The sequence below is a fragment of the Cohaesibacter intestini genome (genome assembly GCF_003324485.1).
GTDB classification, from domain to species: domain Bacteria; phylum Pseudomonadota; class Alphaproteobacteria; order Rhizobiales; family Cohaesibacteraceae; genus Cohaesibacter; species Cohaesibacter intestini.
In genome coordinates, this window is the sequence record NZ_QODK01000003.1 from 322,344 (window position 1) to 347,357 (window position 25,014).

At 55.1% G+C, this 25,014-nt stretch carries 26 protein-coding genes; 16 read left to right on the top strand and 10 right to left on the bottom strand.

Features of this window, described 5'->3' with window-relative positions:
* Nucleotides 1–107: 107 nt before the first annotated feature.
* On the bottom strand, nucleotides 108–836 hold the full coding sequence (locus tag DSD30_RS12210; RefSeq protein WP_114009964.1) for a hypothetical protein: 729 nt from the start codon (nucleotides 834–836) through the stop codon (nucleotides 108–110).
* A gap of 337 nt (nucleotides 837–1,173) precedes the next feature.
* Between DSD30_RS12210 and acuI the strand changes: the two genes are divergently transcribed.
* The 3 genes from acuI (at nucleotide 1,174) to DSD30_RS21540 (ending at nucleotide 3,886) form a co-directional block, all read left to right on the top strand.
* A complete protein-coding gene (acuI, locus tag DSD30_RS12215; RefSeq protein ID WP_114009965.1) occupies nucleotides 1,174–2,166 on the top strand; it encodes an acrylyl-CoA reductase (NADPH) in 993 nt (330 codons plus the stop codon).
* A gap of 385 nt (nucleotides 2,167–2,551) precedes the next feature.
* On the top strand, nucleotides 2,552–3,172 hold the full coding sequence (locus tag DSD30_RS12220; RefSeq protein ID WP_114009966.1) for a TetR/AcrR family transcriptional regulator: 621 nt from the start codon (nucleotides 2,552–2,554) through the stop codon (nucleotides 3,170–3,172).
* A 561-nt stretch (nucleotides 3,173–3,733) separates the two neighbouring features.
* Complete coding sequence (locus DSD30_RS21540; protein WP_157967683.1) at nucleotides 3,734–3,886, top strand: hypothetical protein; 153 nt, start codon at nucleotides 3,734–3,736, stop codon at nucleotides 3,884–3,886.
* 264 nt (nucleotides 3,887–4,150) lie between these two features.
* Here the strand turns inward: DSD30_RS21540 and DSD30_RS12225 are convergent, their stop codons facing one another.
* From DSD30_RS12225 to pdxH, 3 genes are all read right to left on the bottom strand, one after another.
* Nucleotides 4,151–4,774: a LysE/ArgO family amino acid transporter gene (locus DSD30_RS12225; RefSeq protein WP_114010423.1), complete on the bottom strand. Its 624-nt coding sequence runs from the start codon at nucleotides 4,772–4,774 to the stop codon at nucleotides 4,151–4,153.
* Nucleotides 4,775–4,947: 173 nt separating this feature from the next.
* On the bottom strand, nucleotides 4,948–5,886 hold the full coding sequence (locus DSD30_RS12230; protein ID WP_114009967.1) for a hypothetical protein: 939 nt from the start codon (nucleotides 5,884–5,886) through the stop codon (nucleotides 4,948–4,950).
* A gap of 188 nt (nucleotides 5,887–6,074) precedes the next feature.
* The gene (pdxH, locus tag DSD30_RS12235; protein ID WP_114009968.1) at nucleotides 6,075–6,671 is read right to left on the bottom strand and encodes a pyridoxamine 5'-phosphate oxidase; all 597 of its coding nucleotides are present in this window, start codon (nucleotides 6,669–6,671) and stop codon (nucleotides 6,075–6,077) included.
* A gap of 91 nt (nucleotides 6,672–6,762) precedes the next feature.
* Between pdxH and DSD30_RS12240 the strand changes: the two genes are divergently transcribed.
* Nucleotides 6,763–7,224 carry an RT0821/Lpp0805 family surface protein gene (locus DSD30_RS12240; protein ID WP_157967684.1) on the top strand — a complete coding sequence of 154 codons (462 nt, stop codon included), beginning with the start codon at nucleotides 6,763–6,765 and terminating at the stop codon, nucleotides 7,222–7,224.
* A 69-nt stretch (nucleotides 7,225–7,293) separates the two neighbouring features.
* On the opposite strand, the gene DSD30_RS12245 is transcribed toward DSD30_RS12240, so the two are convergent.
* Nucleotides 7,294–8,514: an MFS transporter gene (locus DSD30_RS12245; RefSeq protein ID WP_114009970.1), complete on the bottom strand. Its 1,221-nt coding sequence runs from the start codon at nucleotides 8,512–8,514 to the stop codon at nucleotides 7,294–7,296.
* 728 nt (nucleotides 8,515–9,242) lie between these two features.
* On the opposite strand from DSD30_RS12245, the gene nadA reads away from it, so the two are divergent.
* The 3 genes from nadA to nadC all read left to right on the top strand — a co-directional run bounded on the left by nadA (nucleotide 9,243) and on the right by nadC (nucleotide 13,100).
* Nucleotides 9,243–10,319, top strand: coding sequence for a quinolinate synthase NadA (gene nadA, locus DSD30_RS12250; RefSeq protein WP_114009971.1), 1,077 nt, complete (start codon nucleotides 9,243–9,245; stop codon nucleotides 10,317–10,319).
* Nucleotides 10,320–10,477: 158 nt separating this feature from the next.
* Nucleotides 10,478–12,109: an L-aspartate oxidase gene (locus tag DSD30_RS12255; protein ID WP_114009972.1), complete on the top strand. Its 1,632-nt coding sequence runs from the start codon at nucleotides 10,478–10,480 to the stop codon at nucleotides 12,107–12,109.
* A gap of 97 nt (nucleotides 12,110–12,206) precedes the next feature.
* Nucleotides 12,207–13,100 (top strand): carboxylating nicotinate-nucleotide diphosphorylase, encoded by an 894-nt coding sequence (gene nadC, locus DSD30_RS12260; protein ID WP_114009973.1) that lies wholly within the window; start codon nucleotides 12,207–12,209, stop codon nucleotides 13,098–13,100.
* 82 nt (nucleotides 13,101–13,182) lie between these two features.
* Here the strand turns inward: nadC and DSD30_RS12265 are convergent, their stop codons facing one another.
* The 3 genes from DSD30_RS12265 to DSD30_RS12275 all read right to left on the bottom strand — a co-directional run bounded on the left by DSD30_RS12265 (nucleotide 13,183) and on the right by DSD30_RS12275 (nucleotide 15,303).
* On the bottom strand, nucleotides 13,183–13,887 hold the full coding sequence (locus tag DSD30_RS12265; RefSeq protein ID WP_114009974.1) for a fumarylacetoacetate hydrolase family protein: 705 nt from the start codon (nucleotides 13,885–13,887) through the stop codon (nucleotides 13,183–13,185).
* A 155-nt stretch (nucleotides 13,888–14,042) separates the two neighbouring features.
* Nucleotides 14,043–14,741 carry a DUF805 domain-containing protein gene (locus tag DSD30_RS12270; RefSeq protein ID WP_114010424.1) on the bottom strand — a complete coding sequence of 233 codons (699 nt, stop codon included), beginning with the start codon at nucleotides 14,739–14,741 and terminating at the stop codon, nucleotides 14,043–14,045.
* 73 nt (nucleotides 14,742–14,814) lie between these two features.
* On the bottom strand, nucleotides 14,815–15,303 hold the full coding sequence (locus DSD30_RS12275; protein WP_114009975.1) for a DUF805 domain-containing protein: 489 nt from the start codon (nucleotides 15,301–15,303) through the stop codon (nucleotides 14,815–14,817).
* A gap of 368 nt (nucleotides 15,304–15,671) precedes the next feature.
* Between DSD30_RS12275 and DSD30_RS12280 the strand changes: the two genes are divergently transcribed.
* The 3 genes from DSD30_RS12280 to DSD30_RS12290 all read left to right on the top strand — a co-directional run bounded on the left by DSD30_RS12280 (nucleotide 15,672) and on the right by DSD30_RS12290 (nucleotide 18,016).
* A complete protein-coding gene (locus DSD30_RS12280; protein WP_114009976.1) occupies nucleotides 15,672–16,607 on the top strand; it encodes a histone deacetylase family protein in 936 nt (311 codons plus the stop codon).
* A 260-nt stretch (nucleotides 16,608–16,867) separates the two neighbouring features.
* Nucleotides 16,868–17,104, top strand: a complete 237-nt coding sequence (locus DSD30_RS12285; RefSeq protein ID WP_114009977.1) for an exodeoxyribonuclease VII small subunit — start codon at nucleotides 16,868–16,870, stop codon at nucleotides 17,102–17,104.
* Between the two features lie 156 nt (nucleotides 17,105–17,260).
* Nucleotides 17,261–18,016 (top strand): crotonase/enoyl-CoA hydratase family protein, encoded by a 756-nt coding sequence (locus tag DSD30_RS12290; RefSeq protein WP_114009978.1) that lies wholly within the window; start codon nucleotides 17,261–17,263, stop codon nucleotides 18,014–18,016.
* Between the two features lie 16 nt (nucleotides 18,017–18,032).
* Here the strand turns inward: DSD30_RS12290 and DSD30_RS12295 are convergent, their stop codons facing one another.
* Entirely contained in the window at nucleotides 18,033–18,281 is a 249-nt protein-coding gene (locus DSD30_RS12295; RefSeq protein WP_114009979.1) for a hypothetical protein, read from the bottom strand.
* Nucleotides 18,282–18,508: 227 nt separating this feature from the next.
* On the opposite strand from DSD30_RS12295, the gene DSD30_RS12300 reads away from it, so the two are divergent.
* The gene (locus DSD30_RS12300; RefSeq protein ID WP_114009980.1) at nucleotides 18,509–18,724 is read left to right on the top strand and encodes a hypothetical protein; all 216 of its coding nucleotides are present in this window, start codon (nucleotides 18,509–18,511) and stop codon (nucleotides 18,722–18,724) included.
* Here the strand turns inward: DSD30_RS12300 and DSD30_RS12305 are convergent.
* Nucleotides 18,721–19,380, bottom strand: a complete 660-nt coding sequence (locus tag DSD30_RS12305; RefSeq protein WP_157967685.1) for a GDSL-type esterase/lipase family protein — start codon at nucleotides 19,378–19,380, stop codon at nucleotides 18,721–18,723. The two genes, DSD30_RS12300 and DSD30_RS12305, sit on opposite strands and share 4 nt — an antisense overlap.
* 126 nt (nucleotides 19,381–19,506) lie before the next feature.
* Between DSD30_RS12305 and DSD30_RS12310 the strand changes: the two genes are divergently transcribed.
* The 5 genes from DSD30_RS12310 to DSD30_RS12330 all read left to right on the top strand — a co-directional run bounded on the left by DSD30_RS12310 (nucleotide 19,507) and on the right by DSD30_RS12330 (nucleotide 24,961).
* A complete protein-coding gene (locus tag DSD30_RS12310; RefSeq protein WP_114010425.1) occupies nucleotides 19,507–19,908 on the top strand; it encodes a YchJ family protein in 402 nt (133 codons plus the stop codon).
* A gap of 76 nt (nucleotides 19,909–19,984) precedes the next feature.
* Nucleotides 19,985–20,575, top strand: coding sequence for a TetR/AcrR family transcriptional regulator (locus tag DSD30_RS12315; RefSeq protein WP_114009982.1), 591 nt, complete (start codon nucleotides 19,985–19,987; stop codon nucleotides 20,573–20,575).
* 121 nt (nucleotides 20,576–20,696) lie between these two features.
* Nucleotides 20,697–21,731: an NADP-dependent oxidoreductase gene (locus tag DSD30_RS12320; RefSeq protein WP_114009983.1), complete on the top strand. Its 1,035-nt coding sequence runs from the start codon at nucleotides 20,697–20,699 to the stop codon at nucleotides 21,729–21,731.
* Nucleotides 21,732–21,877: 146 nt separating this feature from the next.
* Nucleotides 21,878–23,020 (top strand): hypothetical protein, encoded by a 1,143-nt coding sequence (locus DSD30_RS12325; RefSeq protein ID WP_114009984.1) that lies wholly within the window; start codon nucleotides 21,878–21,880, stop codon nucleotides 23,018–23,020.
* A 330-nt stretch (nucleotides 23,021–23,350) separates the two neighbouring features.
* A complete protein-coding gene (locus DSD30_RS12330; RefSeq protein WP_114009985.1) occupies nucleotides 23,351–24,961 on the top strand; it encodes a bifunctional metallophosphatase/5'-nucleotidase in 1,611 nt (536 codons plus the stop codon).
* Nucleotides 24,962–25,014 lie beyond the last annotated feature (53 nt).

A 25,014-nucleotide genomic window follows, 5' to 3' on the forward strand; every position in this document is an offset into this window, starting at 1 on the left:
TGGTGACATGCGCAGGCACATTCACCACCGCCCATGGTCACCCCGCGCCCACCAAATACGATAGTGAATTCGAGCTGTCCCAGTCCAACGTGGTCTTTTTGCAGGTGCTATAGGCCATCCCCCAGCAACCACTTCACCCCTGTGCGAAAACCGACGACACAGATCCCGGCAAAGACACCATTGCAGGCGCGTTTGACATCCTTGAGGAACTGCGGATCATCCAGGCGATAGGAGAGGGCGCGCGGTTCCTCGCGCAACCAGATGATCAGGGTGGTGTGCGGTTCATAATGCTTGGCGGCCTTGCGCAACACCGCACGCAACACTTCCTGTTCAACTTCATGAACTTCATAGCCAAACTTCGAAGCGATTCCCATATGCATGCCGATGCGCGAGATTTCCCGGTCACGTCGCACCAGATCCGCGCCCTGACGGGGATTCATCGCGCGGGTGATTTCCAGATACCCTTCCCGGTCCGGCGAGATATGCGGTTGATTGGAGACAATGCGATAAAGGGCGTCAAAGCTGCAGCCATTCTGCGTTTTGGGGTCCGCGCAGCCTGTTCGACACGTGCAGACCTCCACAGTCGAATCCCAATAACGCATGTCTCCGGCAATATGCTTGCCAAACAAAAGCAAAGGGAGCCACTCATCAACATGCTTGGCTCCCGGCCCGACGTGGGAAGTGGATGGATGTTGCTGGACAAAGCTCGGTCGCTCGTTGGCCAACGCGCGGTCGAAATTCTGTATTCGGATGCTCTCTTCCCAAAACAGCGCTTCAAAATCGCAGATGTTGAGCCAGTCCGTTAAAGCTGGGTCAGATGGACTTTCATAAATCATTCGACTGCTTCCCAGAATCGTTTGATCACATCCATTCGTGCTACTATTGAGCCATGAAACCGAAACAAAAATCAACTTCTATGCATTTTTGCCCGTGCGAGACTATATCTGGTAGGTGCACCGCTTGCGCTTATAGCGCCGCATAGCATGCTCCTAAAACATGGGCTGCATGCATGACTTCCCTTTGACAGACCTTTGGAAAAAGTGTTTCGATGCGTGTTGAATGCAAGGGAGCAGGATCGGGTGATGGTTCGTGGATAACCCGTCATAATTGCGCTCTAGATTTCTGTCAAAAACAACGCCTTGCGGCATAGAATATTGGAAGGGAAACGTCCCCATGGGCTCATTCAAAGCCATCGTTATCGATCGCGGTGAAGACAAAAAGCAGACAGTCTCCGCTCGACAGTTGACAGAAGCAGACCTGATGGAAGGCGATGTGACCATCAAGGTCAGCCATTCCACGGTCAACTACAAGGACGGGCTGGCCATTACCGGCAAAAGCCCCGTCGTTCGCCGGTGGCCGATGGTGCCTGGCATTGACATGGCTGGCACGGTTATGAAATCCGACAATCCGGATTTCAAAGAAGGCGACGCGGTGATCCTCAATGGCTGGGGCGTCGGTGAAACCCATATGGGTGCTTACAGTGAAGTGGCCCGCGTCAAGGGTGACTGGCTGATCCACAAACCTGACGCGCTGACCCCGGCTCAATGCATGGGCATCGGCACAGCGGGCTATACTGCCATGCTCTGTGTGTTGGCGTTGGAGAATGCTGGTGTCACCCCGGACAAGGGGCCTGTATTGGTCACTGGGGCCGCAGGTGGTGTTGGCTCGGTAGCAGTAGCTATTCTCTCAAAACTCGGATATCATGTGGTCGCGTCGACCGGTCGGCTAACCGAGGAGGCCTATCTGAAAGGTCTCGGTGCGGCAGAGCTGATCGATCGCAACGAACTATCGGGAGAAGGCCGACCGCTGGGCAAGGAACTCTGGGCTGGCGCAGTCGATGCGGTTGGCAGCAAGACTTTGGCCAATGTGCTTTCACAGATCAAGTATGGTGGTGCTGTGGCAGCCTGTGGTCTGGCTCAAGGCTTTGACCTGCCGACGACGGTGATGCCATTCATTCTGCGCGGTGTCAGCCTGCTGGGTGTCGACTCGGTCATGGTCGAACGTTCCAAGCGGATCGCCGCATGGCAACGTCTGGCGACAGATCTCGATCTGGCAAAGCTGGAAAGCCTGACCAAGACCGTCAATTTCGATGATGTCATCCAATCCGCCGAAGACATCGTTGAGGGTCGTGTGAGAGGTCGTGTAATCGTCAATATCGGTGCCTAACCGCGTCTAGACTATCGAAACAAAAGCAAATGGTCGCTTTTGGCGACCATTTTTGCATCAAAAGCGACCTGCAATAAGGGAGGGAGATGCGGTTAACATTCCGTTTTTCATTTTGTCACTAAGACCAATGAGCAAAGACTTGTTGCTTGTTCAGATTTTAAAAAAATGAACAATGGACGCGAGAGTTGATGCAAATGCCAACCTTTGATGGCGTTTGGGTGCATCGCTCACAAGGCAATTGCATAGAAAGAAGCTAGGGCGCATATGGAAAGTGAGTGAACGAGACATAAGAGCAATCGAAGACCCGAAACGGGATCGCCAATTGCCAGTAGGTTCCTCTCTTGACCGCCCAGCATAAACAGGCAAGGCAAACCCGGACGACATCATGCCACACAAACGCAAGAATTTTACCAATGAGGCCCGCAAGACTCGCGATTTGATTCTCGATATCGCGGAGGTCGAGATTGCGGAAAAAGGTGTCGAAGGCTTGCGCTTGCGGGACATTGCGGATCAGGTTGGCATTCAGCTTCCCTCTCTGTATGCCCACTTTGCCAGCCGCAAGGAACTGCTTGAGGCTCTGGCTGATCAACTGATGGATGAGCTGATTGCAGTCTACGAGCAGCTTGACGGCTTGCCGCCACGCGAAGCCTTGCTGGCCAGCGCAGATCGGACAATCGATTTCTATGTCGCGAAACGGGGCTATGCCCGCCTGCTTCTGGCGGACTTCCCCGCCCCCTATGATCATTCGATCTTCAACAAAACCAACGTGAAAATCGGGCGTGTGATCAAAATTATCAACCAGTCGATTCAGCAAGGCATTGCCGAAGGCACCGTGAGGGACATTCCACCTGACTTGTTCCTGTCCTTCCGGATGGGGGTGACATTGTTTCCTCTCTTCATGCGTGGCAACAGTGAGCAAAAGGAGATGGTCCGCGATCCCGAAGTGATTGAGCGGATCAAGCGAGAATCCAACCGCCTGCTTTCCCTCTATATCACGCCGTCCTGATCAGCACGCGACCTCGAACCATTTACTGGCTACATCGTGAGCATTTCTGAATTTCTGCCCAAGAAAAGAGCAGGGAGCGGAATTGCTTGCCTCCGTGCGACTGCTTAATCTTGGGGCAACCGCCCTAAGAGTGGTCAAAAAAAGACAGCTCCCCCACGAATTACGACTTCAGTCGTATGCCTCTAGCGCATATCGCGCATGAAATTTTTGCATATGTGTCGATAAATCTGGAAAAATCCGTTCGCCAGTCCCATCTCTCGCAAAGCTTCGGTGAAGTCTAAAGGGGTGGAGTGAAATAAATGAACTTATATGTGGAAATATTTTAAACAATATTTCAATTAATGCATTGATGATTAATATTTGTTGTCCATGATGGAGTGATCGAAACTGGCTTTAAATTTGCAAAGCTGGAATGTGAGCCATGCTGCATCCAAAATTGGGACTGAAATTTTTCGGGGATAGAAAAGCGGTGTCAGGTTTGAGTCAAACTGATGCCCTACCATCATGCGGTATAGTTCGTTCAACCCTTGTTACCTTGGCAAAAGTGCGTGAGAGAAAGCCATGACTGAACAGACCAAAAACTACGTCAAAGAAGACCAACTGGAAAAAGAATACCACAAAATCGGTATTGGTGCGATTGCCGCAGCATCTTGCGTCAAGAAGCATCACGAACAGAAGCACACCGATTACGATCCGCATCCGGAAAACTACTAAGTTTCCCCATGTTTGTGCTGACAGCTGGGTGACGTCCTGTCATCTACGCCAGTTGGTGGCCTGTTCGATCGATCGCCGGATGTCCGGAGCGCATGCCTGCAGTCGGTCACTGACAGAACAGGGCTGTTGGGCAAGATCATCGGCTACAGATTATCAAAAAAGCGCATGCCTGTCGGATGCGCTTTTTTTGTTGCCACCCCGGCGCGCCCCGGAATGATCAGAAGTTCCCAGAAGTTTCATGCCTGATGGCATCAACGGTGATGGTCAGTCTGCGATGAAGCTCCAGATCAATGTCAAGGCGATCGTCCACATGACAAGGCCAATGAAGAAATCAAGAATGCGCCAAGCAAGGGGTTTTTCGAACAACGGCGTGAGAATGCGGGCGCCATAGCCCAGCGCGAAAAACCAGACAAATGACGCTGACATTGCCCCGATGCCGTAAATCCAGCGGGCATGTCCTTCCCATTGCGCTGACAGGCTGCCAATCAGCAGCACCGTATCGAGATAGACATGCGGGTTGAGATAGGTGAAGGCCAGCACGGTCAGGATGGCGCGTTTCAGACTGATTGCACCTCCATTGCCGACATGCATCTCTTCGCTTTTGAAGGCACGCAGAAAGGCCTGACCGCCATAGACGGCAAGGAACAGAAAACCACCCCAGGTGATGATCGTCAGGATCATCTCTGATTTCTTGACCAGCACCCCCATGCCAGCGACGCCAGCCGCGATCATGAGAGCGTCTGACAAGGCACATACAAGGACCACAGGCAAGACATGCTGTCTCTGTAGGCCCAGTTTCAGAACGAAGGCATTTTGCGCGCCGATGGCAATGATGAGGGACGCGCCGATGATGAAGCCCTGAATGAGCGGGGCAAGGGAAAAAGTCATGGGCCTGAGATCTGTGATGATTGGAAATGAGGTGAGGGCAGGGATCCCCTTCATACTCCATTTCCGTGGGCAAATCAGTCACTGACTTGCCTTGTCTCCCCTCCATTGTTGATAACACGCCTTCGCCAATATCGGACGCATGTGGCGTGGGGACCTCCGCACGCACTGAGGCCTCAATCGAACCAGTGGCCGCTGGGATCATCCAACTGATAAAGCTGCCCGTCTGCCAAAACCAGCATGACGGATTGATGCCCACTGGTGTCCCTTTGGACGCCGAAATCGCGCACAGGCCGTGCAGGCAGAGGCACGAAGGCCAGAATAGTGAGTTGATCCCCATCCAGCAGCAACAACCGCCTTTGCCGGGCGTCTGGTAGCAAGATGCGCCGGGCCTTGCCTTTGGAAAGCACGGCAGAAAGCCCAAGCGCCCGGCTGCCGATGGTATGGTTTGAAAATCCCTCAGCGACGGCGATGCGGCGGAATGCGCCCCCAGCATAGCGCCAGATCTGCAGCTGCCCACCAATGTGCGGCGTGCGCACCAGCCCGACCCGCACCTCCCCGGTGTCAGGGGCATCAAGCAGAATGGACGGATTGAGCCAGCGGTTCGCCGTGCCAATGGCGGTATTCTCGGCCAAAATTTCAAGCTTGCCGTTGCGCAACCCCAAAATGCTAAGCGCCGCCCCTTTGGTCAGATAGGACCGCACCAGGACGATTTCTGTGCGCCCGTCTCCATCGAGATCCGCAAGGCGGGGATGCAGATCCTCAAACACGGAATCGTCAGGCAGAACAAAGCTGACAAGCATGCCATCTTTGCGCCGAGCCGTAACCGCTCCGGCCTCGATGGCATCTCCCATCACTCCGTGGCGATAGCGGTCTGTGGGTTGGCTGAGCCAGACTGCTCGAATGTCGCCATTGGCCTTGGCGACGCGCCCGTCAGGCAATGGGGCACCATGAGCGCGCCGCTCACTTTCAGACAAGGCTGGACCTACAGGGACAACGGCGGCCGGTGCTGTGCCGATGCGGTTGAGTCGCAGGGATTCTGCTGCTTCGGCTGTCAGAGGCAGACACAGCAAACCACTGAGACAAGAAACAAGGATCGTTCGGACAAGGACCATGCACTGCACCCTTCAGATAGCAAGTTTGACCATCCTTACCACGCAAGCGGAAAGCCGGGAGATAACGTTCCGTCCGTGTTGGTCACACTGCCGTGAAGTCCCGTTTGCTCAGACAAGCAAAAGCCCGGAACAAGCAAGGCTCGTCCGGGCTTTTGATATCTGTACTGGATTGACAGCAGTCCGTCAGATCATGGATAGAGCTGGCTCTTTTGCCAGCCACCTTCAACGGCGTTGAATTGAACGCGGTCATGCAGGCGGAAGGGGCGATCATGCCAGAATTCCATCTGCTCTGGTTTGACAATGAAACCGGACCAATAGTCAGGCCGCGGAACCTTGCCCAGACCATACTTGGCGGTATATTCCGCCACCGCCTTCTCCAGCGCAAAGCGGCTTTCAAGGGGGCGGGATTGTTTCGACGCCCAGGCACCGATCCGGCTGCCACGAGCGCGGGAATGGAAATAGGCATCCGCTTCTTCCTGTGTCACCACACTGACCGGGCCGCGAATACGGATCTGGCGTCTGAGGCTCTTCCAATGAAACAGCAGGGCAGCCTTTTGTGAGGCCAGCAATTCCCGTCCTTTGGCACTTTCGAAGTTGGTATAGAAGACGAATCCCTCTTCAGAGAAATCCTTCAACAGAACCATGCGGACATTCGGCATACCACTTTCGTCTACCGTCGCAACGGCCATGGCGTTCGGGTCGTTCGGTTCGCTGGCTTCAGCATCCTTCAGCCAAGCAGAAAACAGCTCCAGAGGCTTGTTTGCCTCAATAAAGTTACCAGTCATTAACTTTCCTAGCAGAAAATAAAACGAGGTGTGACAGGCGGGTTTCGTTGCGACAATGCAGCTTTGCCCGGCTATTGTAAAGGACAGCAACGTGATTGGTCAGAGCTACCATACATCTATACCCACCATCCTCAAGAAGGGTGTTCGGATGTGTGCCTTGGCCGCCTGTTGCTCGCTTGGCGCCTGCGCATCCATCGGAATTGGTGGCCCTGAGGTGGATACAGCGACAACCGGATCCATCGGCACCACCCCGTCTCTTCTGGCGGGCATTGATCCGTCTGACTGGCAGATTTTGTTGGCCAAGATTTCATCCTTCGATCAAGGGGATTTAAACACCGATTTGGCGACCGGCAATTGGGACAATCCCGTGACCGGATCAAAGGGACGCATCACGCAAGTCAAAATGCTGCCCACTCTGGTCGATCAGGAATGCCGCTTCTTCAAAAGCTCGATGCATCGTGTGACCGGGGTTGAGAATATTCAGGGTGAAATCTGCCGTGTGCCAAACGGCGATTGGCAGATTACCGGTTTTGCCAGTGGCACGCCGGCCTGATCCAGCAGAAGCAGACATGCAAATGAAAGGGAATTAGAGCACCTGGCGGGTGCTCTTGTTGTTTGTGCCTCAGGCTTCGTTGGTCTGAAGGCGAGCAACGGCTTCTTCCTTGATCGGCCAATGAACCAAAGCGGCAAACACCCCCAGTCCGATAGAAATGAACCAGATCACGTCATAGCTGCCAAAGGCATCATAGAGCACACCGCCAAGCCAGACGCCAAGAAAGGCACCAATCTGGTGGGACAGGAAGACAAACCCGAATAAAGTTGCCACATAGCGGGTGCCAAACATCTTCATCACCAGCCCCTGTGTTGGCGGCACGGTGGAAAGCCACAGCAGCCCCATCAGGGCAGAGAATACAAGAATCGACGGAACGGAGACTGGCAGGATTACAAAACCGGTAATCACGACCGCCCGCGCCAGATAAATGAAACTGAGCATGTAGCGCAGCTGCACCCGCCCGCCAAGAATGCCTGCCGTGAAGGCCCCGATCATGTTGAACAGGCCAATCAGCGCAATAGCCCAGCCACCCCATTTGGCATCTATGCCATAGTCGGCGATGAAGGGCGGCAGGTGGGTCGTGATGAAGGCCACATGCCAGCCGCAGACAAAGAAACCGAAGGCCAGCAGAATGTAGGAATTGTGGCCAAAGGCCTCCCGCAAGGCGTCGAGCAGGCTCTGGTCCGCCTGACCACCTGTCGCGAATGCAGCAGGTTTGCCGCGAAAGATCGGGGCAATCAGCGGCACGATCAGCACGATCACCGCCATGATGGCAAGGGTCTCACGCCAGCCATAGGCCGCCAACAGGCCTTGACTGATCGGCGCAAACAGAAACTGACCCATCGAGCCTGCTGCGGTTCCCAGGCCGAAAGCAACGGAGCGATAATGTGGGGGCAAGAGGCGGGTAAAGGCAGCGAGCACCAGAAAGAAGCCTGACCCTGCAATGCCGATCCCCATCAGGACGCCTGCGCTCATGGTGAAAGAGGTGGGATCGGTTACGCCGGACATCCAATAAAGCGATACCGCATAGGTCAACGCCCCGGCAGTCAGGACCTTGGCCGTGCCAAACCGGTCAGCGATCATGCCGACAATTGGTTGTGCGACGCCCCAGACCAGATTCTGCATGGCGATGGCCAATGAAAAGACTTCACGGCTCCAGCCATTCTCGACAGTGACGGGGTTGAGAAAAAAGCCCATGGTTGAGCGCGGCCCAAAGCCAATGATCGCGACAAGACAACCCAAAAATATGATCAGGCCATAGGGTAGGCGGCTTTTTGGTAGTTCGGTCATGGATCCGTCTCCCAATATCGGATGGAATCACAAGGCATGAAGAGTGCTGCCGATTCCCAAGAGGCGCCAGTTTAAGCGTCAAAAGGCCTCAGGAAAAGTGATTATTCATGATCAATGCATCAAATTCTTTCATCAATAAGCACTGTCTCATAGGCATATTTGTCATGTATCTGTCACGTTACCGTCTTATGGTCATAGCCATTGAGTGATCATCAAGATCTTTGAAGCCAAGCTTTTTTTACATGGTTGCTATCATCTGATTTTCAGAGCGACAGTATATTTGAAACTCTTCGAAAAACCCGTATCCCTTTCAAGAGATACGGGTTTTTCACCTTCCAGCCTCTTGAAACAGCGTCCTTGATGGCGTCATAGCAGCCCTTCCGTCATGCATACTTACGGCTCCGACTTAGGTAGCACTTATCCCCTGTTGCTCGGTGGGGTCTGGAATTTTCAATAGTCTGCACCTATATTAGCATTCGAAAAACAATCGAGACCTGCCATGCGGCAGGAGGACCAGCGGAGCGCTGGTTGTTTTATGGCCCCCTTTATGCTCAAGTTGAGTATAAGTAATGAAGCGCAAGTTGGCAATTTACCAGTGTCATTACATGTGCCGATAAGCCATCAAACACCAGACAGTCGAGCCGGGTTGCAATCACACCGGCAAGACCCGAAGGCGGGAGGCATCATCCTCCGGCCATCCGTTCCGCAAAAGAGAGGAGGCTCAAAGCATGATGCCTGCACAAAGCGCGACCGATTTTGCGACCCGTAATCCGAGCAAAGCCGCCAAGGAACGCGGTATTTTGCCGATGCCTTCGCTCGAATATACCGACGAAGTGGCTGCCGAAACCGCGCCCATCTATGAGCTGGTCAAGAATGTCATTCCTCCAATTGAATGGCCATTCCATGCGCCTTACATCTCCGCCATCAACAAGATCAAGAAAGAGCGCGGCGCGGTCATTCTGGCCCACAATTACCAAACCCCGGAAATCTTCCATGGCGTTTCGGACTTCAAGGGCGACAGCCTGCAGTTGGCTATTGAGGCGGCCCGCTCGGACGCGGATCTGATCATCCAGTGTGGCGTTCATTTCATGGCCGAAACCTCGAAGATTCTCTGCCCGGAAAAAACGGTGTTGATTCCCGATGCGACGGCAGGTTGCTCGCTGGCCTCCTCGATCACCGCGGCTGATGTGCGCGCCTTGCGTGACAAATATCCCGGTGTTCCGATCATCACCTATGTCAATACCAGTGCCGACGTGAAGGCCGAATGTGACATCTGCTGCACCTCTTCCAACGCCGTGCAGGTGGTAGAGAGCATGGGCACTGACAGGGTCTTGCTGATCCCGGATCAGTATCTGGCCAAGAATGTTGCCCGTCAGACGGATGTCGAAGTTCTGACCTATGCGGGATCCTGCGAAGTGCATGAGCGTTTCTCGGCAGATGAAATCCGCTCCTACCGTCGCCAGATGCCGGATGTACAGATCATTGCGCACCCGGAATGCCCGCCAGAAGTGGTTGAAGAGGCCGATTTCTCCGGCTCTACCAAGGGCATGATTGACTGGGTGCTCAACAACCGGCCGGAAAAGGTGATGATGATCACCGAATGCTCGATGGCCGACAATGTGGCCAGCGAAGCGCCGGACGTGAATTTCGTCCGTCCTTGCAATCTGTGTCCGCACATGAAGAAGATCACCCTGCCGAAAATCCTCGACAGCCTGCTCTATATGCAGGAGGAGGTTACCGTGGATCCGTTGGTCTCCGACAAGGCCCGTTTGGCGGTTGAACGGATGATCAATCTGAAATCCTAACCGAGCCGCGGCCCGGTCTACTCGCCTTTTGCAGAGGTATGACCGGGTCTTTTTCGTTTGCGTGCCCTTGGTTCCTGTGATTGTGTTTTCACTGGTTCAATTGTCTCACAAGCCATTGTCTCACAAGCCATTGTCTCACAAGTCAGGGACACCTCGCGATGATCTTCTCCGCGCCCGATGATTTCCGTCCGGCAAGCTGGCAAACCAACGATGATGTGATCATCGTCGGTGGTGGCTTGGCTGGCCTGTTCTGTGCCTACAAACTGGCCCCGCGCCCGGTCACCGTCATTTCGGCGGCTCCCATTGGCGAAGGCTCGTCCTCCGTCTGGGCACAGGGAGGCATCGCCGCCGCCGTGTCCGAAGGCGATAGCGTCGAGGCCCACCTCAAGGATACGGTTTCGGCCGGTGCGGGCATCGTTGACGAGCAGATTGCCCGTTTGATGGTCTCATCTGCGGCGGATCGTATTCTCGATCTGCTGGAGGTTGGCGTGCCGTTTGACAAGGATTTGCGCGGCACCCTCAAACTGAGCCGTGAGGCAGCCCATTCCGCCAACCGCATCGTGCGGGTGTCCGGCGATATGGCAGGCGCATCCATCATGCGTGCCCTTATCAAGCGGGTTCAGGATTTGCCATCCATCCGTATCGTCTCGGACTATCAGGCCGAACGACTGCACATGAATGGCCGCTATGTTGAGGGCGTCATTGCCCGTGCACGCACCAGTTCCGAGACCGAAAGCATCAGCACCGTTCTATTCCCCGCCCGCGCCGTTGTGCTGGCGTCCGGGGGCAGTGGCCACTTATATCGGGTTACCACCAACCCAGTCGAATCCAAAGGCGATGGCATCGCCATGGCTGCCCGGGCGGGTGCTGTTATTGCAGACCCAGAATTCATGCAGTTCCACCCCACAGCGCTTGACTTTGACAAGGATCCGGCCCCTTTGGCAACCGAAGCCCTACGCGGCCACGGTGCTCACCTGATCGACAATGATGGCCATCGCTTCATGCTTGATGAGCATCCCGATGCCGAGTTGGCCCCACGGGATATTGTCGCCCGCGCCATCCATCGACAAGTGGAACAAGGCAAAGGCGCCTTTCTTGATTGCCGAGCGGCGATCGGTGAGAAATTCCCCGAAGACTTCCCGACGGTCTTTGCCTATGCCCAGGCGGCAGGGCTCGATCCGCGTAAGGACCCATTGCCCATTGCGCCAGCGGCCCACTATCATATGGGCGGCGTGCTGACCGACGCCATGGGGCGCACGACGCTGGACGGTCTTTGGGCCGCAGGCGAGGTAACCTCGACCGGGGCGCATGGTGCCAATCGTTTGGCCTCCAACTCCTTGCTTGAAGCCGTCGTCTTTGCGTCCTTTGTTGCCGAAGACATCAATCGACAGGTCAACAGCCCCCAAATTCACGTCCGCGAGCCACTGGCCAATCAGGACCAGTTGCCCGGCGTGCCTCAACCGGCAAAAGATGTGAAAAAGCTGCGCAAGACCATGAGCCGCTATGTTGGCGTGGAGCGCAATGGGGAAGGGCTGGAAAAGGCCTTGCAGATCATTGTGAAACTGGAGAAAAAAGCAGTCAGCAACAGCTTTCGCAATCAACTGATCACAGCAAAATTGATGACGGCCTCTGCCTTGCAACGCACCGAAAGTCGGGGTGGCCATTATCGCACTGATTATCCTACGCCAGATAAGGCGTGGGAAAAGCGGACCTACATGACCCTGAAACAAGCCGATGCCATCGTGGCAGCCGTTCTTGAGAAGCATCACGGTGAGGAAGATCTGGACTGAGCGGCACGTCAATCGGACCAACTGACATCTACCCACCCACCAATGAGCCATAGCAATTTGTCTCGACCGGAGCGTCGACTAGGAGGATATCTCGCCCATGAGCGAAGCGACCAGCTTTTCAGCAGACAAGCTCTATCTGCCACAACCCATCATTGACGAGGCAGTGCTGGCGGCGCTGAAAGAGGATCTGGGACTGGCCGGGGACATCACGACCCTGTCGACGATCCCCGAAACCGCCCACGCAAAAGCCGTGATTGCCGCCCGTGACGAAGGAGTCATTTCCGGTATCCCGCTGGCAGACAGCGCCTTCCGGTTGATCGGCAAATGGCATGGTGAAATTGTCACCTTCAGCCCACAAATGGAAGATGGCACGGAAGTCAGAAAGGGTGACGTGGTGGCCCGCATTTTTGGCCCCGCCCGTCTGGTGCTGTCAGCCGAGCGCATCGCCCTCAACTTTATGGGCCGCATGTCTGGCATTGCCACGGCAACCAACCAGATGGTAAAGCTGACCGAAGGCACCGACGCCAAAGTGACCTGCACCCGGAAGACCACTCCGGGTCTCAGGGCCTTTGAAAAATATGCCGTGAAATGCGGCGGCGGCTCGAACCATCGGTTTGGCCTTGATGACGCGATCCTGATTAAGGACAACCATATTGCCGTCTCCGGCTCTGTCACCGAAGCGATCCGTCGTGCCCGCGATTATGTCGGCCATCTGGTCAAGGTGGAAATCGAAGTTGATACCCTCGAGCAGCTCAAAGAAGCCATCGCAGCCAAGCCCGATGTTGTCATGCTCGACAATATGGGCCCGGAGACCATTCGCGAGGCACTCGCCATGATGGAAGGCACGGGCATCATTTCCGAGGCTTCCGGTGGTGTCAGCCCTGAGACCATCCGTGCGGTGGCCCAAACTGGCGTTGACTTCATTTCCGCCGGTTACATCACCCATTCGGCCCCCAACTTCGATTTGGGCCTCGATATCACGGTCAGCTGATCGGGCCTGGATACGCCACAGAACAAGCAAAACCCCGGTGCAGTGCATCGGGGTTTTGTGTTTTGCTCTCAAGGATGACGGCTCAGACGACGCGAAAAGACAGCGCGGCAATATCCTCCACCGCGCAGTCGATACGGTCGCCGATCTGAACAGAGCTGACCCCGGCTGGCGTTCCGGTGAAAATTACGTCCCCGGCGGCAAGTTTAAATTGCTTTGACAGTTCGCTGATGACCTCTGGTACGCTCCAGATCAAGTGGTCGAGCGTGCTGTCCTGTTGCAGCTCGCCATTCCTCTTGAGCCAGATGCGCCTGCCCGTAAGCGAGGAAGCAGCGCTGGCAGGCACAATGGACGAAGCGGGCGCTGAGGCTTCAAACGCCTTTGCTGCGGCCCAAGGGCGACCCTGTTTTTTTGCCTGAGCCTGAAGATCCCTGCGGGTGAAGTCGACCCCGACGCCATAGCCGAAGATCAGGTTTTCAGCCTCATCGACCGGAATATCGCACCCACCTGCCTTCAAGGTGACGAGCAACTCGACCTCAAAATGCACGTCCTTGCTCAGGGGCGGGTAGGGAAAGTCCGCATCACACAGGATATTGTCCGGATTTTTCTGGAAGAAAAAAGGCCGTTCGCGGTCGGGATCGTGTCCCATTTCGATGGCATGGGCGGCATAGTTGCGACCAACACAATAAATCCGCCTGATGGGAAAAAGCTGATCTGATCCGGTGATCGGCAGCGTGGGAACGCTCGGTTGCGGGATGGCATATGGGGAGCCAACATCCTTGCTGTTCATGGCGAGACCTGCTGTATGAAAGAGATGAAATTGATTTGTTGTTTCAAGTCAATACACGGTTTGGCCTGTGCGTCAACAGAGCAGCATGCGGCCCGGTTCGCTAAAGAACACCCTGGCGCGCTTCAACCCGTGAGACGCAAAGTCAGGTTTTGGTCCTATTTGTCCTTGAACCGTTCCTGCGTCGTCTGGAACCCATCCTTGCGGGTGGATGGGGTTCGCCATGAGGGGCGAGACGGAGCTGTCTCCTTTGTCCTCGGTTCGGGTTTGGGTTCGGGTTCGGGGTTGGATGGAGGGCGCCGTCCTGATGCTTCGTCCTCAACGATATCTTCTGACATACGGTCGTCTGGCACCGCATCCTCATCCCTTGGCAGGCCTCGATAGCGTCGTCCCTCATGCTGGGCTGGCGCATCGCTTGTCCCGCGCTGCCAGTCTTGTTGGAGATTAGAGGACGGGTCAAGCGGATCGGGACCAAACCGGTTGGGGCCATCGGTGCCGCGTCGGATCAGCAGATAAAGAAAGAACAGCATCCCCAACAGGGGCACAAAGACGATAAAGAACCACCAGCCGCTCATGTCGCTGTCATGCAGGCGACGCACCATGACTGCCAGATTGGGAGTTATGGTTGCCAGTGTTACAATCGTTGAAAGTGGGCCATTATGCTCCACGGAAAAGGCGCCCGGACCTCGCATCATATGCACTTGGGTCGCCAGAAATGAGATGTCGACGATCTGCGCCGCAGTCGCGATCAGAATTATCGCCAGCGTCCACCACCAATATTCCGAACGCAGGGCGCGGCCCTTGAAGGTGGCATATTTCTTGAAAAAGACTGTTTGAACCGCTGTCGTGAAATGCATGATGACCATCCAGCAAAAGACATATCGTCAAGCATTGCAGTGATCATTGTGTCTGGCAAGTAGACGGACAATTTTATTCAGCGGGTGCGTAAGACGAACCGGTCGCTTCGCTATGGCTGTTCTGGTTGTTCGTCTCGGACTGCATCACATGGGCCAGCGCCAGAGGGTCCGCCCCAAAGCGATTGAAGCCTTGCTGTCCCTTGCGACCCAAAAGATAGGCCAGCGGCAGCCAGCCCAACAGCGGCAAGAGGCCAAGCAACGACCACCAGCCATCAAACCCCCGATCGTGCAGGCGGCGCACGGTGAGAGAGACCAGTGGTGGCGTGAAGACGAGCAGGAACAAAGGCACGAATGGTTCGCGCCCTCCAAACAGGTCTCTCAGCACGATCAGCAAGCCCGTTGGCTGTGCCTCGCGAAAATATGTTACGTCAGCACCAATCGCGGCAAAGAACATCAGCACATAAACCGTCAGGAACAGCCAGAATTCTCTGCGAGGCGCGCGTCCCGAATAGAGGAATGTCGCCCGAAAGATCATGAATAGCTTCTGATAGAAAGAAAACATCGGCTGGCTCCGGTCGCCTTGCTTGGTAAGCGAACTCTAGTCAGGAGCTTATGGTTAATCAATTCTTAAGGGAACTATTTTGCCGCCCATGGTTAATGCGGTGGACGAGTGAGCCCATCACCTCTCATCCTTACGCAAGGCGAGGGGCCAAAAAAGGGGCACCCTGTGAGCAGCAAGGCCTCTCCCTTTGGCGAGGATCGGGGCGTGGATCATCTCGCAATGCTTGTATTGTCATCGTCTTGCCCCAAATGTTGCATTGACTTGCATGCCCGTCCTCCCGTTGGATAGGGTATCCTGAAAATTACGGATAGCGGGGAATCTCAGCCAGCAGTCAAAGATTGGCGAGCCCCTTGGAGGAGTATCCGACTGTGTCCACGGTCTATATCACGCACCCGTCTTTTCTCAAGCACGAGACCCCGGAGGGGCATCCCGAACGCCCCGATCGCATGCGAGCGGTCAATATGGCGCTTGAACATGAGAAATTCCACTTCATGCCGCGCGAAGAGGCGCAGATGGGACGGCGTGAAGACATTGTGCGCTGCCATCCGGAAAATCATGTTGGCATGCTGGAAAGTGTATCGCCCGAAACTGGTCTGGTCTCGATCGACGGCGACACCACTTTGTCGCCGGGCACGCTGGATGCTGCCCTCTATGCCGTAGGCGCGTCGACGCAGGCCGTCGACGAGGTAATGCAGGGGCATTCCCATAATGCCTTTTGCGGTATTCGCCCTCCGGGTCACCATGCGGAAATCAACCGGGCTATGGGCTTTTGCTTTTTCAACAATGCGGCCGTTGCAGCCCGATACGCTCAGGCCAAGTATGACGCCGAGCGGATCGCTGTGATCGACTTTGATCTCCATCACGGCAATGGCACGCAGGACATTTTCTGGGATGATCCGAGTCTGATGTATTGCTCCACGCACCAGATGCCACTTTATCCAGGCACCGGTGAATGGAACGAGACCGGCAAGGATGACGAGGGCAACATCGTCAATGCGCCCCTTGCCGCAGGCAATGGCTCCGATCACATTCGTGAAGCATTCGAAACCCGGATTCTCCCGTCCCTATACAATTTCAGCCCCGATCTGGTGATCATTTCCGCCGGATTTGACGCTCATATCCGCGATCCCCTAGGGGATCTTACGTGCACCGAGGCAGATTTCTCGTGGATGACTGGCAAGTTGATGGACGTGGCTGACAAATGCTGTAACAATCGCATTGTCTCCCTGCTGGAAGGCGGCTACGACCTGACGGCGCTTGCGCGGTCAGTGGCTGTGCATGTCGACAGGCTGATGCATGGATAGGGCATTCTGCCAGCGGGGCAAAGTTGGCGACATCTTGACCAAGAGCAATCCTGCGATCCTGTTCGTGCGATTGCGATAATAGGCGGAAAGACACAAGGCCGACTCCGGGGTCCACGTTCTGGCAGGCACTGGGCCCTTTTTCTTTGCCTGATGTTCTCTTTTCCAAGCCGAATTTTCCATGTAAGAAAGAGAGTAAGAATCGCGAACCCATTCGTGATTCTGGCGTTTCAAGGCTACCCCGTCATCAAAGGAACTTCACCATGTCCGACCTTTCCAATCTCACCTTCGAAGCCGCATTGGCTGAGCTGGAGCAGATCGTGCAGCGCCTCGAGCGGGGCGATGTCGCACTGGAAAAGTCCATCGAAGCCTATGAGCGGGGCGAAGCACTCAAGCGCCACTGTGACACTTTGCTGAAAAAGGCAGAAGAGAAGGTCGAGAAAATCCGCCTGTCCACCGAAGGGCAGGCAGCAGGCACCGAGCCCCTCGACGTCGACTGACTGACTTCTCGCCGACCGATTGCACGGCCACACCTCTCTTCTGTGACGCAATGCGCGATGGTGGCAAAAGCGCTGTCTTTGCGTTTCGCTCTTGTTTGAACGAATTGTTCCGTTTACGTTAGGTGTAGATGTGATGGCTCTGAGGGAGAGAGACAAATGAGTGAATGCGCTTGGGTCAAGGTTGAGGTGATGGACGGTATCCGCACGATCCGGCTGGACCGCCCTGAAAAGAAAAACGCCCTGACCGCCGATATGTATGATGCCATCGCCAAAGGCTTGCGCGAGGCCAATCTTGACGACGCAACCCGCGTGACGGTCCTGCTTGGCGTGCCGGGGGCCTTCAGCGCCGGCAATGACATCGGTGATTTCGTCAACATGGCTCAGAGCGGTGCCTTGGGCGAGCCGATAATCGCCTTTCTCGACACATTGGCTGAGTGTGGTAAACCACTGATTGCGGGTGTCGATGGATTGGCAATCGGAGTTGGCACCACCCTGTTGCTCCATTGCGATTATGTGGTGGCGTCTGACCGTTCCGTGTTCAAGACGCCTTTCACGGACCTCGCTCTTGTGCCCGAAGCGGCAAGCACTTTGCTGGCGCCTCGCATAATGGGACATGCGCGCGCCTTCGAGCTTTTGTGCATGGGCGAGGCCTTTGATGCTGCCGCAATGGAAAAGGCGGGAGTGGTCAACAAGGTGACCTCTGCCGAGGCGCTGGAACAGACCGCGTTGCAAGCAGCAGAAAAAATCGCATCCAAACCGGTGGGGGCCATGAAGTTGTCCCGCGACCTGATGCGCCAGAGCCATGTGGCCGACGTCAAGGCCCGCATCCGCGAAGAAGCGGACTGTTTTGCCAAACAGCTCAAATCAAGCGAGGCGATGGCCGCCTTTGCCTCCTTCCTCAATCGGAAATGAGACCGAAGAGGGCAGGTCAGTCTTCTGACGGCTTGCCTTCATCCTCAGCATCTGGCGCGTCTGTCGGACCTTTCGTGACAGCTGGCATGAACAACACCACCAGAATGCCGAAACCGCAGGTCACAACACTGAGCACGAACCAGAGAAAGCCCGAGCGTCCCTTTGCCTTGGCGGTGATGGCGCCTATGGTGCCAGCCAGAATCAATACCTGCAGAACGATCATCTCGTAACTGCCGATCTGAAAAATGCCGGGTAGGGAAGGCATACGCGTCTCCTTGGTCTGAGCTCAGTCATGGATTAGGCGTTGAAGCGGCAAAAAGCAATGGGGTGGGCTGCGAGATACGCACAAACCTGAACATTGAGCTGGTAGCGCGAATGGCTCGATCAGAGTATAACCGCGAGGCAGAAGAGCCAACTGGCTTCCCCGTTTGCCCCATTTGGGGGAGGGGATGCTAGTCTATTGGCCAGGATAACCAGCCCCAAGGATCCAACATGTCTCTACTCATCACGATTTTGCGTGCCATTGCTGTTGTCAGCATTCTTGTCGCTCTGGCGATCTATCTGGAATTCTGGAATGTCGCCGAGATCATCACCGCTGCCGAGGGACATTCGGAGCGCATCATGCAGGTGATGGTCATCGCTTCGGTCTTCATGTTTATCGGTGCGGCCTATATCGAGGAAAAGATCCTCAAGCGCAAGACACGCTAGGCCCAGCCTTTCTCCAGCGCAGCCTTCCAGGCACTCCATGCCCCGACCTGATCGGCAATCACCTGATAGCCCATGCCGGTCGGGTGCAGACCATCCGCTCCTTCACTCAAGGATCGGCGATAGACAGGACTTTGGCTGAGCGCCTCATAAAGATTGAAGAAGGCGATGTCATTGTCCTTGCAGATGTCCCGATAGAGGAGGCTAACCGCTGCGATATCCTCGAGGCGGAAGTCAAGGCTCGGTTGCTTCTCCATCTTGAAAGGCATCCGGTTCTCATCAATCAGTGGCGGCCCGATCACCAGAAGCGTCGCAATTGCGCTGAGATCTGAGACCAGCTCGCGAAAATTGCGCAACAGGCTGGCCTGAGGCGTGCGTGGTTTGCCTTGGTAGTCCCCTTCGGCAAAGCGGCTGAGATCATTGGCGCCTGTTCCCAGAATGATGATTGGTCCCATCGTGCGCTGAAATCGCTGCTCGCACTCCTGACGCGCGCGTTTCCTGAACTGGTTCAATGTTTGGCCGCGGATACCCAGATTGTAGGAGACAAAGGCACTGTCTTCGCCCCGATGGGCCTGCCACAACCGCCCCGGCCAGCCCAGACCGGCCTCATCTCCCATCCCTTCAACGGTGGAGGCTCCGACAAAACAGATGCGGCGCATAATGGTGCTCCTTGGAAATGGGCAGGAAAGGGGAAAGGGTATCAGGACAGGCTTTGCTTCAGCCGGTCTTTTTAATACAAGGAAGCAGGAGGCAAGAAAAGATGGTAGAAGAGGATTAATGCACTTATGAGCAACGCACTCTGCCCATGCGGCACTGGCCAGCCACTCTCTGCCTGTTGCGGCACCTTTCATGATGGGGCAGCCCTGCCGCAAACCGCTGAACAGCTGATGCGCTCTCGCTATGCCGCTTTTGCCTTGCAGCGGATCGACTATCTGCGCGATACCCTCTGGCCCGCCTATCAAACCGGTTTTGACCCCTTTGCCACCGCCAAATGGGCCGCCGACAATCATTGGGTTGGCCTAACCATTTTGGGCAAAAATTCGGGCGGGGCGAAAGACCGAAAGGGAACGGTTTTGTTCGAGGCCCGCTATTTGGCCGGGGGATCACTGCAAACTCACCGTGAAAATAGCCTGTTCAAGAAGAAATCCGGCCGATGGTATTATGTCGAAGCAGTGGAAGAGACCTGAAAATACTGTGAAATGTGCAAAAATACGGGTAAGTACCAACTAGACGATTGGTCTATCTGATGCTTAGCTTGATTCCATGCAGAACAAAGGCACCCACACGCGCGATCACATACTCACCATCGGACGGGATCTTATGTCCGAGCGAGGCTTCAATGCGCTTGGCTTGGGCGAATTGCTCAAGACCGCCAAGGTGCCGAAGGGCTCCTTCTACCACTATTTTGAATCTAAGGAAGATTTCGGCTGCGCTTTGCTCGAGCGGTATGTCGAATCCTATCACCAGCGTCTGGATGAACTCTGGGTGGACAAGGCCGTAAGCGGTCGCGACCATCTGATGTCCTTCTTTAACATGTGGATGATCCGGCAATCGACCCGCCAGAGCGCGCAGCAATGCCTGATTGTCAAGTTGGGAGCTGAGATCTCCGACATGTCAGATGGCATGCGCAGGATCCTCGCCGAAGGCACCAGTTCGATTGTTGAGCGAATGGTGGACCAGATCAAGATTGGCATCACCGATCGGTCGATCCCGAGCCATGTTGAACCACGCTCCTTGGCCAACCATCTTTATCAAATGTGGCTGGGGGCCAGCTTGCTGGCAAAACTTGACCAGTCGATTCAACCATTTCAGTCTGCCCTGAAAAACACAGAATCCCTGCTTCCTCGTCCTTAGTAATCCAACACATCACCCGAAGATCTCCTTTCACGAGACGGAATGGTGAGATAGAAATCTTGCAATCAAAAAATACAGACGACTGGTCTAATATAGCTGGTCTAACAGGAAATAAAACAAGATGACACAATCAGAAAAAGCCAACCGCCAGCTGCTTCTGGCCGAACGCCCTGTCGGGTCGCCCGATGACAAGACCTTGAAAATGGTCACGGAAGAAATCCCTAAACCGGGAGAGGGGCAGATGCTCATTCGCACGGTCTATCTCTCCCTTGACCCTTATATGCGCGGACGGATGAGTGACGCCAAATCCTACGCCGAACCGGTGGCCGTGGGACAGGTTATGGTCGGAGGCACTGTTGGGCGCGTCGTGACCTCCCACCTTGATGGGTTTGAGACGGGGGACTGGGTGCTGTCCTTCAGCGGCTGGCAGGATTATGCCCTGTCCGATGGCACGATGGTGCAGAATATGGGCAAGGATCCGATCAATCCTTCTTGGGCCCTTGGTGTTTTGGGCATGCCCGGATTGACGGCCTATGCCGGTTTGCTTAAGATTGGCGAGCCGAAGGCAGGGGAAACGGTTGTTGTTGCCGCTGCCACCGGCGCAGTTGGTGCACAGGTGGGTCAGATCGCAAAATTGCAGGGATGTCATGTGGTTGGCATCGCCGGCGGCGCGGAAAAATGCACCTATGCGGTTGAAGCGTTGGGGTTTGACGCCTGCATTGACCGCTATGCGGATGATTTTGAAGCCCAACTGGCCGCCGCAGTCCCTGCAGGCATCGATGTTTATTTCGAAAATGTCGGCGGCAAAGTCTTGATGGCTGTGTTGCCGCTGCTCAATCCCAAGGCCCGCATTCCGCTTTGCGGCGTCATTTCGCGGTACAATGCAACCGGTCAGGCCGAAGGCCCTGATCTGTCCGGCCAACTGATGACGATGCTCCTCGTCAACAGGGTCAAACTGCAGGGTTTCATCGTTTTTGATGACTTTGGCCATGTCTATCCCGAGTTTGCCAGCCAGATGACTGAATGGATAAAGCTCGGCAAGATCAAGTATCGCGAACATATGGTCGAGGGTTTGGAGAATGCGCCCTCCGCTTTCATTGATCTGCTTGAAGGCCGCAACTTCGGCAAGATGGTCATCAAGGTCGGGGCGCATTGACCGCCCTTTACCAAGCCTGAAAAGACCGTGTTAAGCCCACCACAAGGTGGGCTTTTCGGTATTGCGACAAGTGGTTGAGTTCCTTCTGGCTATTTCATAAGCTTCATCACAGAGATCAGTGCCCCCTCAGCAATGGAACTCATGCCTTGTCCCGTCCCTTGCCTTACCCGGATCTTTACACCTTGAAAGATCGCTCTCGCCTGCCTCCGGCGTTGCAGACAGCGCTATTCGAGTTGGGCAAGGCAATCCGGGAAGGAACCCTACATCCCGAGCAGATTGATGCCTTTCGTGTTGCACTGGCAGAGCTGCCCGCCTCGGCGGTCGTGGATGCAGCCGGGGTCATCTCCAAATGTGCAAAGCTCAATTGGCGGGTCGATTGGTCCACCTGCAGTCAACCCTCTGAGCAGTCGGTTTTTGATGAACTCAAGAGGGATCTGCCGGAGGGGTTGCTAAGTGTCAAAGCCCCTTTCCTCACCAAGGAACTGCGCTTGATGCAGACCCCCCCGCATCTATGTTGGTTGTTCGCCTATCACGATTCTGGCTATGTCCGGCAAATGGCGATGCACCTGATCAATATGCCACCTGCGTCTCCATTTGACGTCGGCACTCTTGTCTATCGGATGAATGACTGGGTCGCTGCTGTGCGCAAGGCAGCGCTTGATAGCGCCAAACGGCTGTTGCCGCTGACAGACACTGCGGTCATCGCCGACAGCGCTTTGTTCCTTCTTGACTATTCAAAGCACCTCATCCGATGGGATCCAGAAGCCAGAGCGTTGGTTGATACGGCAATGCAGAGATCCGAATGTCTGGCCGCCATCATAGAGCTGATCTGTGAAAGCCGTGATGGAACCGGAGCGAAAGGATTGAAGGCTCTTTTGCCCAACGAGGACCTCGACCCCCATATCCCGACATTGGCAGCAGAAGCCTCCCAGCCTCATCTGCGGGCTCTGGCCATGCAGATATTGCTCAGCGGTGAAGTCTCATGGATCGACGGTTACAAGCCGGGCCTGATCGAAGATTATCGTGGCCGCTTCATGCAGGAGCGCAATGTTGTCTGCCGTCCTCTCGGCCTGAAGGTCGATCTCGACTTCTGGATCGAGGCAGCCGCATCGGACAAATCGGCCAGTGTGCGCAAACTGGCGGCGGATGCCCTCATAGCCAGACGGGAGACTGCAAGCCCGGCACTGGATGCTTTGGCGCTCCAATTATGCACTGATCGCAATGAGGCTGTCGCGGAGCGGGCACGCTTTTACTTGGAAAAGCGGTCGAGCGAACCCGTGATGAACTGATTCAATGCTGTCTTGAAAGGCAGCTTGCACCTCTGATTGACTGGTTTTTGAGCGCTCAGAGACTACCAAAACGGGTATGTCGAGCTATTTCGACATATTTGTGGGGATCCTGATCGCGGGTCTGGTCTTCGCCCCATTGTCATGAAACAGTTGTCGCAGGCCGCTAACTTGGCTCGCACTTCAGACGGCTGACGGTGCGCTGAAGACGAAATTCCTTAAGCCATGCTGTCCATATCGCTCAGACACAAAGAAGCGGGGCTCACTTGCATGGCGGCTCTGGACGTGTCCAGACGAGGGGAGACATAGTTTCTTTTGGAGGTTTCAACCATTATGAAAACACTTTTCACTGGCGTGGCTGCCTTGGCTCTGACGGCAGGATTTGCCAGCTCTGCCAATGCGGATTTCTCTCTCAACATTCTCCATATCAACGATTTGCACTCCCGGATCGAGTCGATCAACAAGTATGATTCGACCTGCAACGCCAAAGGCGAAGAAGAAGGCAAATGCTATGGTGGTATCGCGCGCGTCAAAACGATGATCGACCAGCGTCGCGACGCACTGAAAGCCGCAGGCAAGAATGTTCTGACCATCGATGCCGGTGACCAGTTTCAGGGGTCGCTCTTCTATTCCACCTACAAGGGCGCTGCCGCAGTCGAGTTCATGAATGGCATTGGCTTTGACGTCATGGCCGTTGGCAACCACGAGTTTGACGATGGCCCGAAAGGCCTCTCTGACTTTGTTGACAAGGCCGAGTTCCCGGTCATTTCCGGCAATATCGACGTCTCCAGCGAACCGCTGCTCAAAGGCAAGATCAAGGGCTACATCGTCAAGGAAGTCGGTGGCGAGAAAATCGGTCTCATCTCCACCTTGGCAGAAGACACCGTTGAAACCTCGTCTCCAGGCGACAAGGTCATCTTCTCTTCGTCCGAGGATTATCTCAAACAGGCCGTGCAGGAACTGACAGAACAGGGCGTCAACAAGATCATCGCTGTCACCCATGAAGGTCTGCCAAAAGACATGGATCTTGCCTCCAAGGTTGCTGGCATCGACCTGATTGTTGGTGGCCATTCCCACACCTTGCTCTCCAACACCGACAAGAAGGCCGCAGCCCCTTATCCGGTGATGGTCAAGAATCCGGACGGCAAGGACGTGCCGATCGTGCAGGCCTATGCCTATTCGAAATATGTTGGCGACATCGAAGTGACCTTTGATGACAAGGGCGAAGTCGTCTCTGCCAAGGGCGATCCGATCCTGCTCGACAAGTCTGTCCTGCCGAACGAAGCCTTTGCCAAGCGCGTTGCTGAGCTGGGTGCGCCAATCGAAGAGCTGAAAGTCAAGGTGATCGGCTCCTCCAAGGCGTTGATCGACGGGTCTCGCGAAAAATGCCGCCAGATGGAATGCGAAATGGGTAACCTCGTCGCCGATGCCATGCTGGAGCGCATGAAGGGGCAGGGCATCTCCATCGCCATCCAGAATGGCGGCGGTTTGCGTGCCTCCATCAATGATGGTGAAATCACCATGGGCGAAGTTCTTACCGTTCTGCCATTCCAGAACACCGCTGCGACCTTCCAGTTGAAGGGGGCCGATGTGGTTGCCGCTTTGGAAAATGGCGTCTCTCAGGTGGAAGAAGTCAAAGGCCGCTTCCCGCAGGTCGCCGGTCTGAAATTCAGCTGGACCCGTGCCAAGCCAGTTGGCGAGCGCATCACTGCCGTTGAAGTGATGCAAGATGGCAAATGGGCCCCTATCGACATGGAAGCCACCTATGGTGTGGTCTCCAACAACTATATGCGCTCTGGTGGCGACGGCTATAAAGTCTTCAAAACCAACGGCATGAATGCCTATGATTATGGTCCGGGCCTTGAGCAGCTTGTTGCAGATTATCTGTCCAACAATCCCGATTATGCGCCCGTGATTGACGGCCGTATCAGCGAAGTCAAATAAGCGTCATTCGTTGTTTGGTATCGAACCCGGCAGGCCAATGTCTGCCGGGTTTT

Bases quoted from the DNA above. Each gene is read 5' to 3' on its own strand.
- DSD30_RS12210 (WP_114009964.1), bottom strand. From the start codon at position 836: ATGATTTATGAAAGTCCATCTGACCCAGCTTTAACGGACTGGCTCAAC.
- acuI (WP_114009965.1), top strand. From the start codon at position 1,174: ATGGGCTCATTCAAAGCCATCGTTATCGATCGCGGTGAAGACAAAAAG.
- DSD30_RS12220 (WP_114009966.1), top strand. From the start codon at position 2,552: ATGCCACACAAACGCAAGAATTTTACCAATGAGGCCCGCAAGACTCGC.
- DSD30_RS21540 (WP_157967683.1), top strand. From the start codon at position 3,734: ATGACTGAACAGACCAAAAACTACGTCAAAGAAGACCAACTGGAAAAA.
- DSD30_RS12225 (WP_114010423.1), bottom strand. From the start codon at position 4,774: ATGACTTTTTCCCTTGCCCCGCTCATTCAGGGCTTCATCATCGGCGCG.
- DSD30_RS12230 (WP_114009967.1), bottom strand. From the start codon at position 5,886: ATGGTCCTTGTCCGAACGATCCTTGTTTCTTGTCTCAGTGGTTTGCTG.
- pdxH (WP_114009968.1), bottom strand. From the start codon at position 6,671: ATGACTGGTAACTTTATTGAGGCAAACAAGCCTCTGGAGCTGTTTTCT.
- DSD30_RS12245 (WP_114009970.1), bottom strand. From the start codon at position 8,514: ATGACCGAACTACCAAAAAGCCGCCTACCCTATGGCCTGATCATATTT.
- nadA (WP_114009971.1), top strand. From the start codon at position 9,243: ATGATGCCTGCACAAAGCGCGACCGATTTTGCGACCCGTAATCCGAGC.
- DSD30_RS12255 (WP_114009972.1), top strand. From the start codon at position 10,478: ATGATCTTCTCCGCGCCCGATGATTTCCGTCCGGCAAGCTGGCAAACC.
- nadC (WP_114009973.1), top strand. From the start codon at position 12,207: ATGAGCGAAGCGACCAGCTTTTCAGCAGACAAGCTCTATCTGCCACAA.
- DSD30_RS12265 (WP_114009974.1), bottom strand. From the start codon at position 13,887: ATGAACAGCAAGGATGTTGGCTCCCCATATGCCATCCCGCAACCGAGC.
- DSD30_RS12270 (WP_114010424.1), bottom strand. From the start codon at position 14,741: ATGCATTTCACGACAGCGGTTCAAACAGTCTTTTTCAAGAAATATGCC.
- DSD30_RS12275 (WP_114009975.1), bottom strand. From the start codon at position 15,303: ATGTTTTCTTTCTATCAGAAGCTATTCATGATCTTTCGGGCGACATTC.
- DSD30_RS12285 (WP_114009977.1), top strand. From the start codon at position 16,868: ATGTCCGACCTTTCCAATCTCACCTTCGAAGCCGCATTGGCTGAGCTG.
- DSD30_RS12290 (WP_114009978.1), top strand. From the start codon at position 17,261: ATGAGTGAATGCGCTTGGGTCAAGGTTGAGGTGATGGACGGTATCCGC.
- DSD30_RS12295 (WP_114009979.1), bottom strand. From the start codon at position 18,281: ATGCCTTCCCTACCCGGCATTTTTCAGATCGGCAGTTACGAGATGATC.
- DSD30_RS12300 (WP_114009980.1), top strand. From the start codon at position 18,509: ATGTCTCTACTCATCACGATTTTGCGTGCCATTGCTGTTGTCAGCATT.
- DSD30_RS12305 (WP_157967685.1), bottom strand. From the start codon at position 19,380: ATGCGCCGCATCTGTTTTGTCGGAGCCTCCACCGTTGAAGGGATGGGA.
- DSD30_RS12310 (WP_114010425.1), top strand. From the start codon at position 19,507: ATGAGCAACGCACTCTGCCCATGCGGCACTGGCCAGCCACTCTCTGCC.
- DSD30_RS12315 (WP_114009982.1), top strand. From the start codon at position 19,985: ATGCAGAACAAAGGCACCCACACGCGCGATCACATACTCACCATCGGA.
- DSD30_RS12320 (WP_114009983.1), top strand. From the start codon at position 20,697: ATGACACAATCAGAAAAAGCCAACCGCCAGCTGCTTCTGGCCGAACGC.
- DSD30_RS12330 (WP_114009985.1), top strand. From the start codon at position 23,351: ATGAAAACACTTTTCACTGGCGTGGCTGCCTTGGCTCTGACGGCAGGA.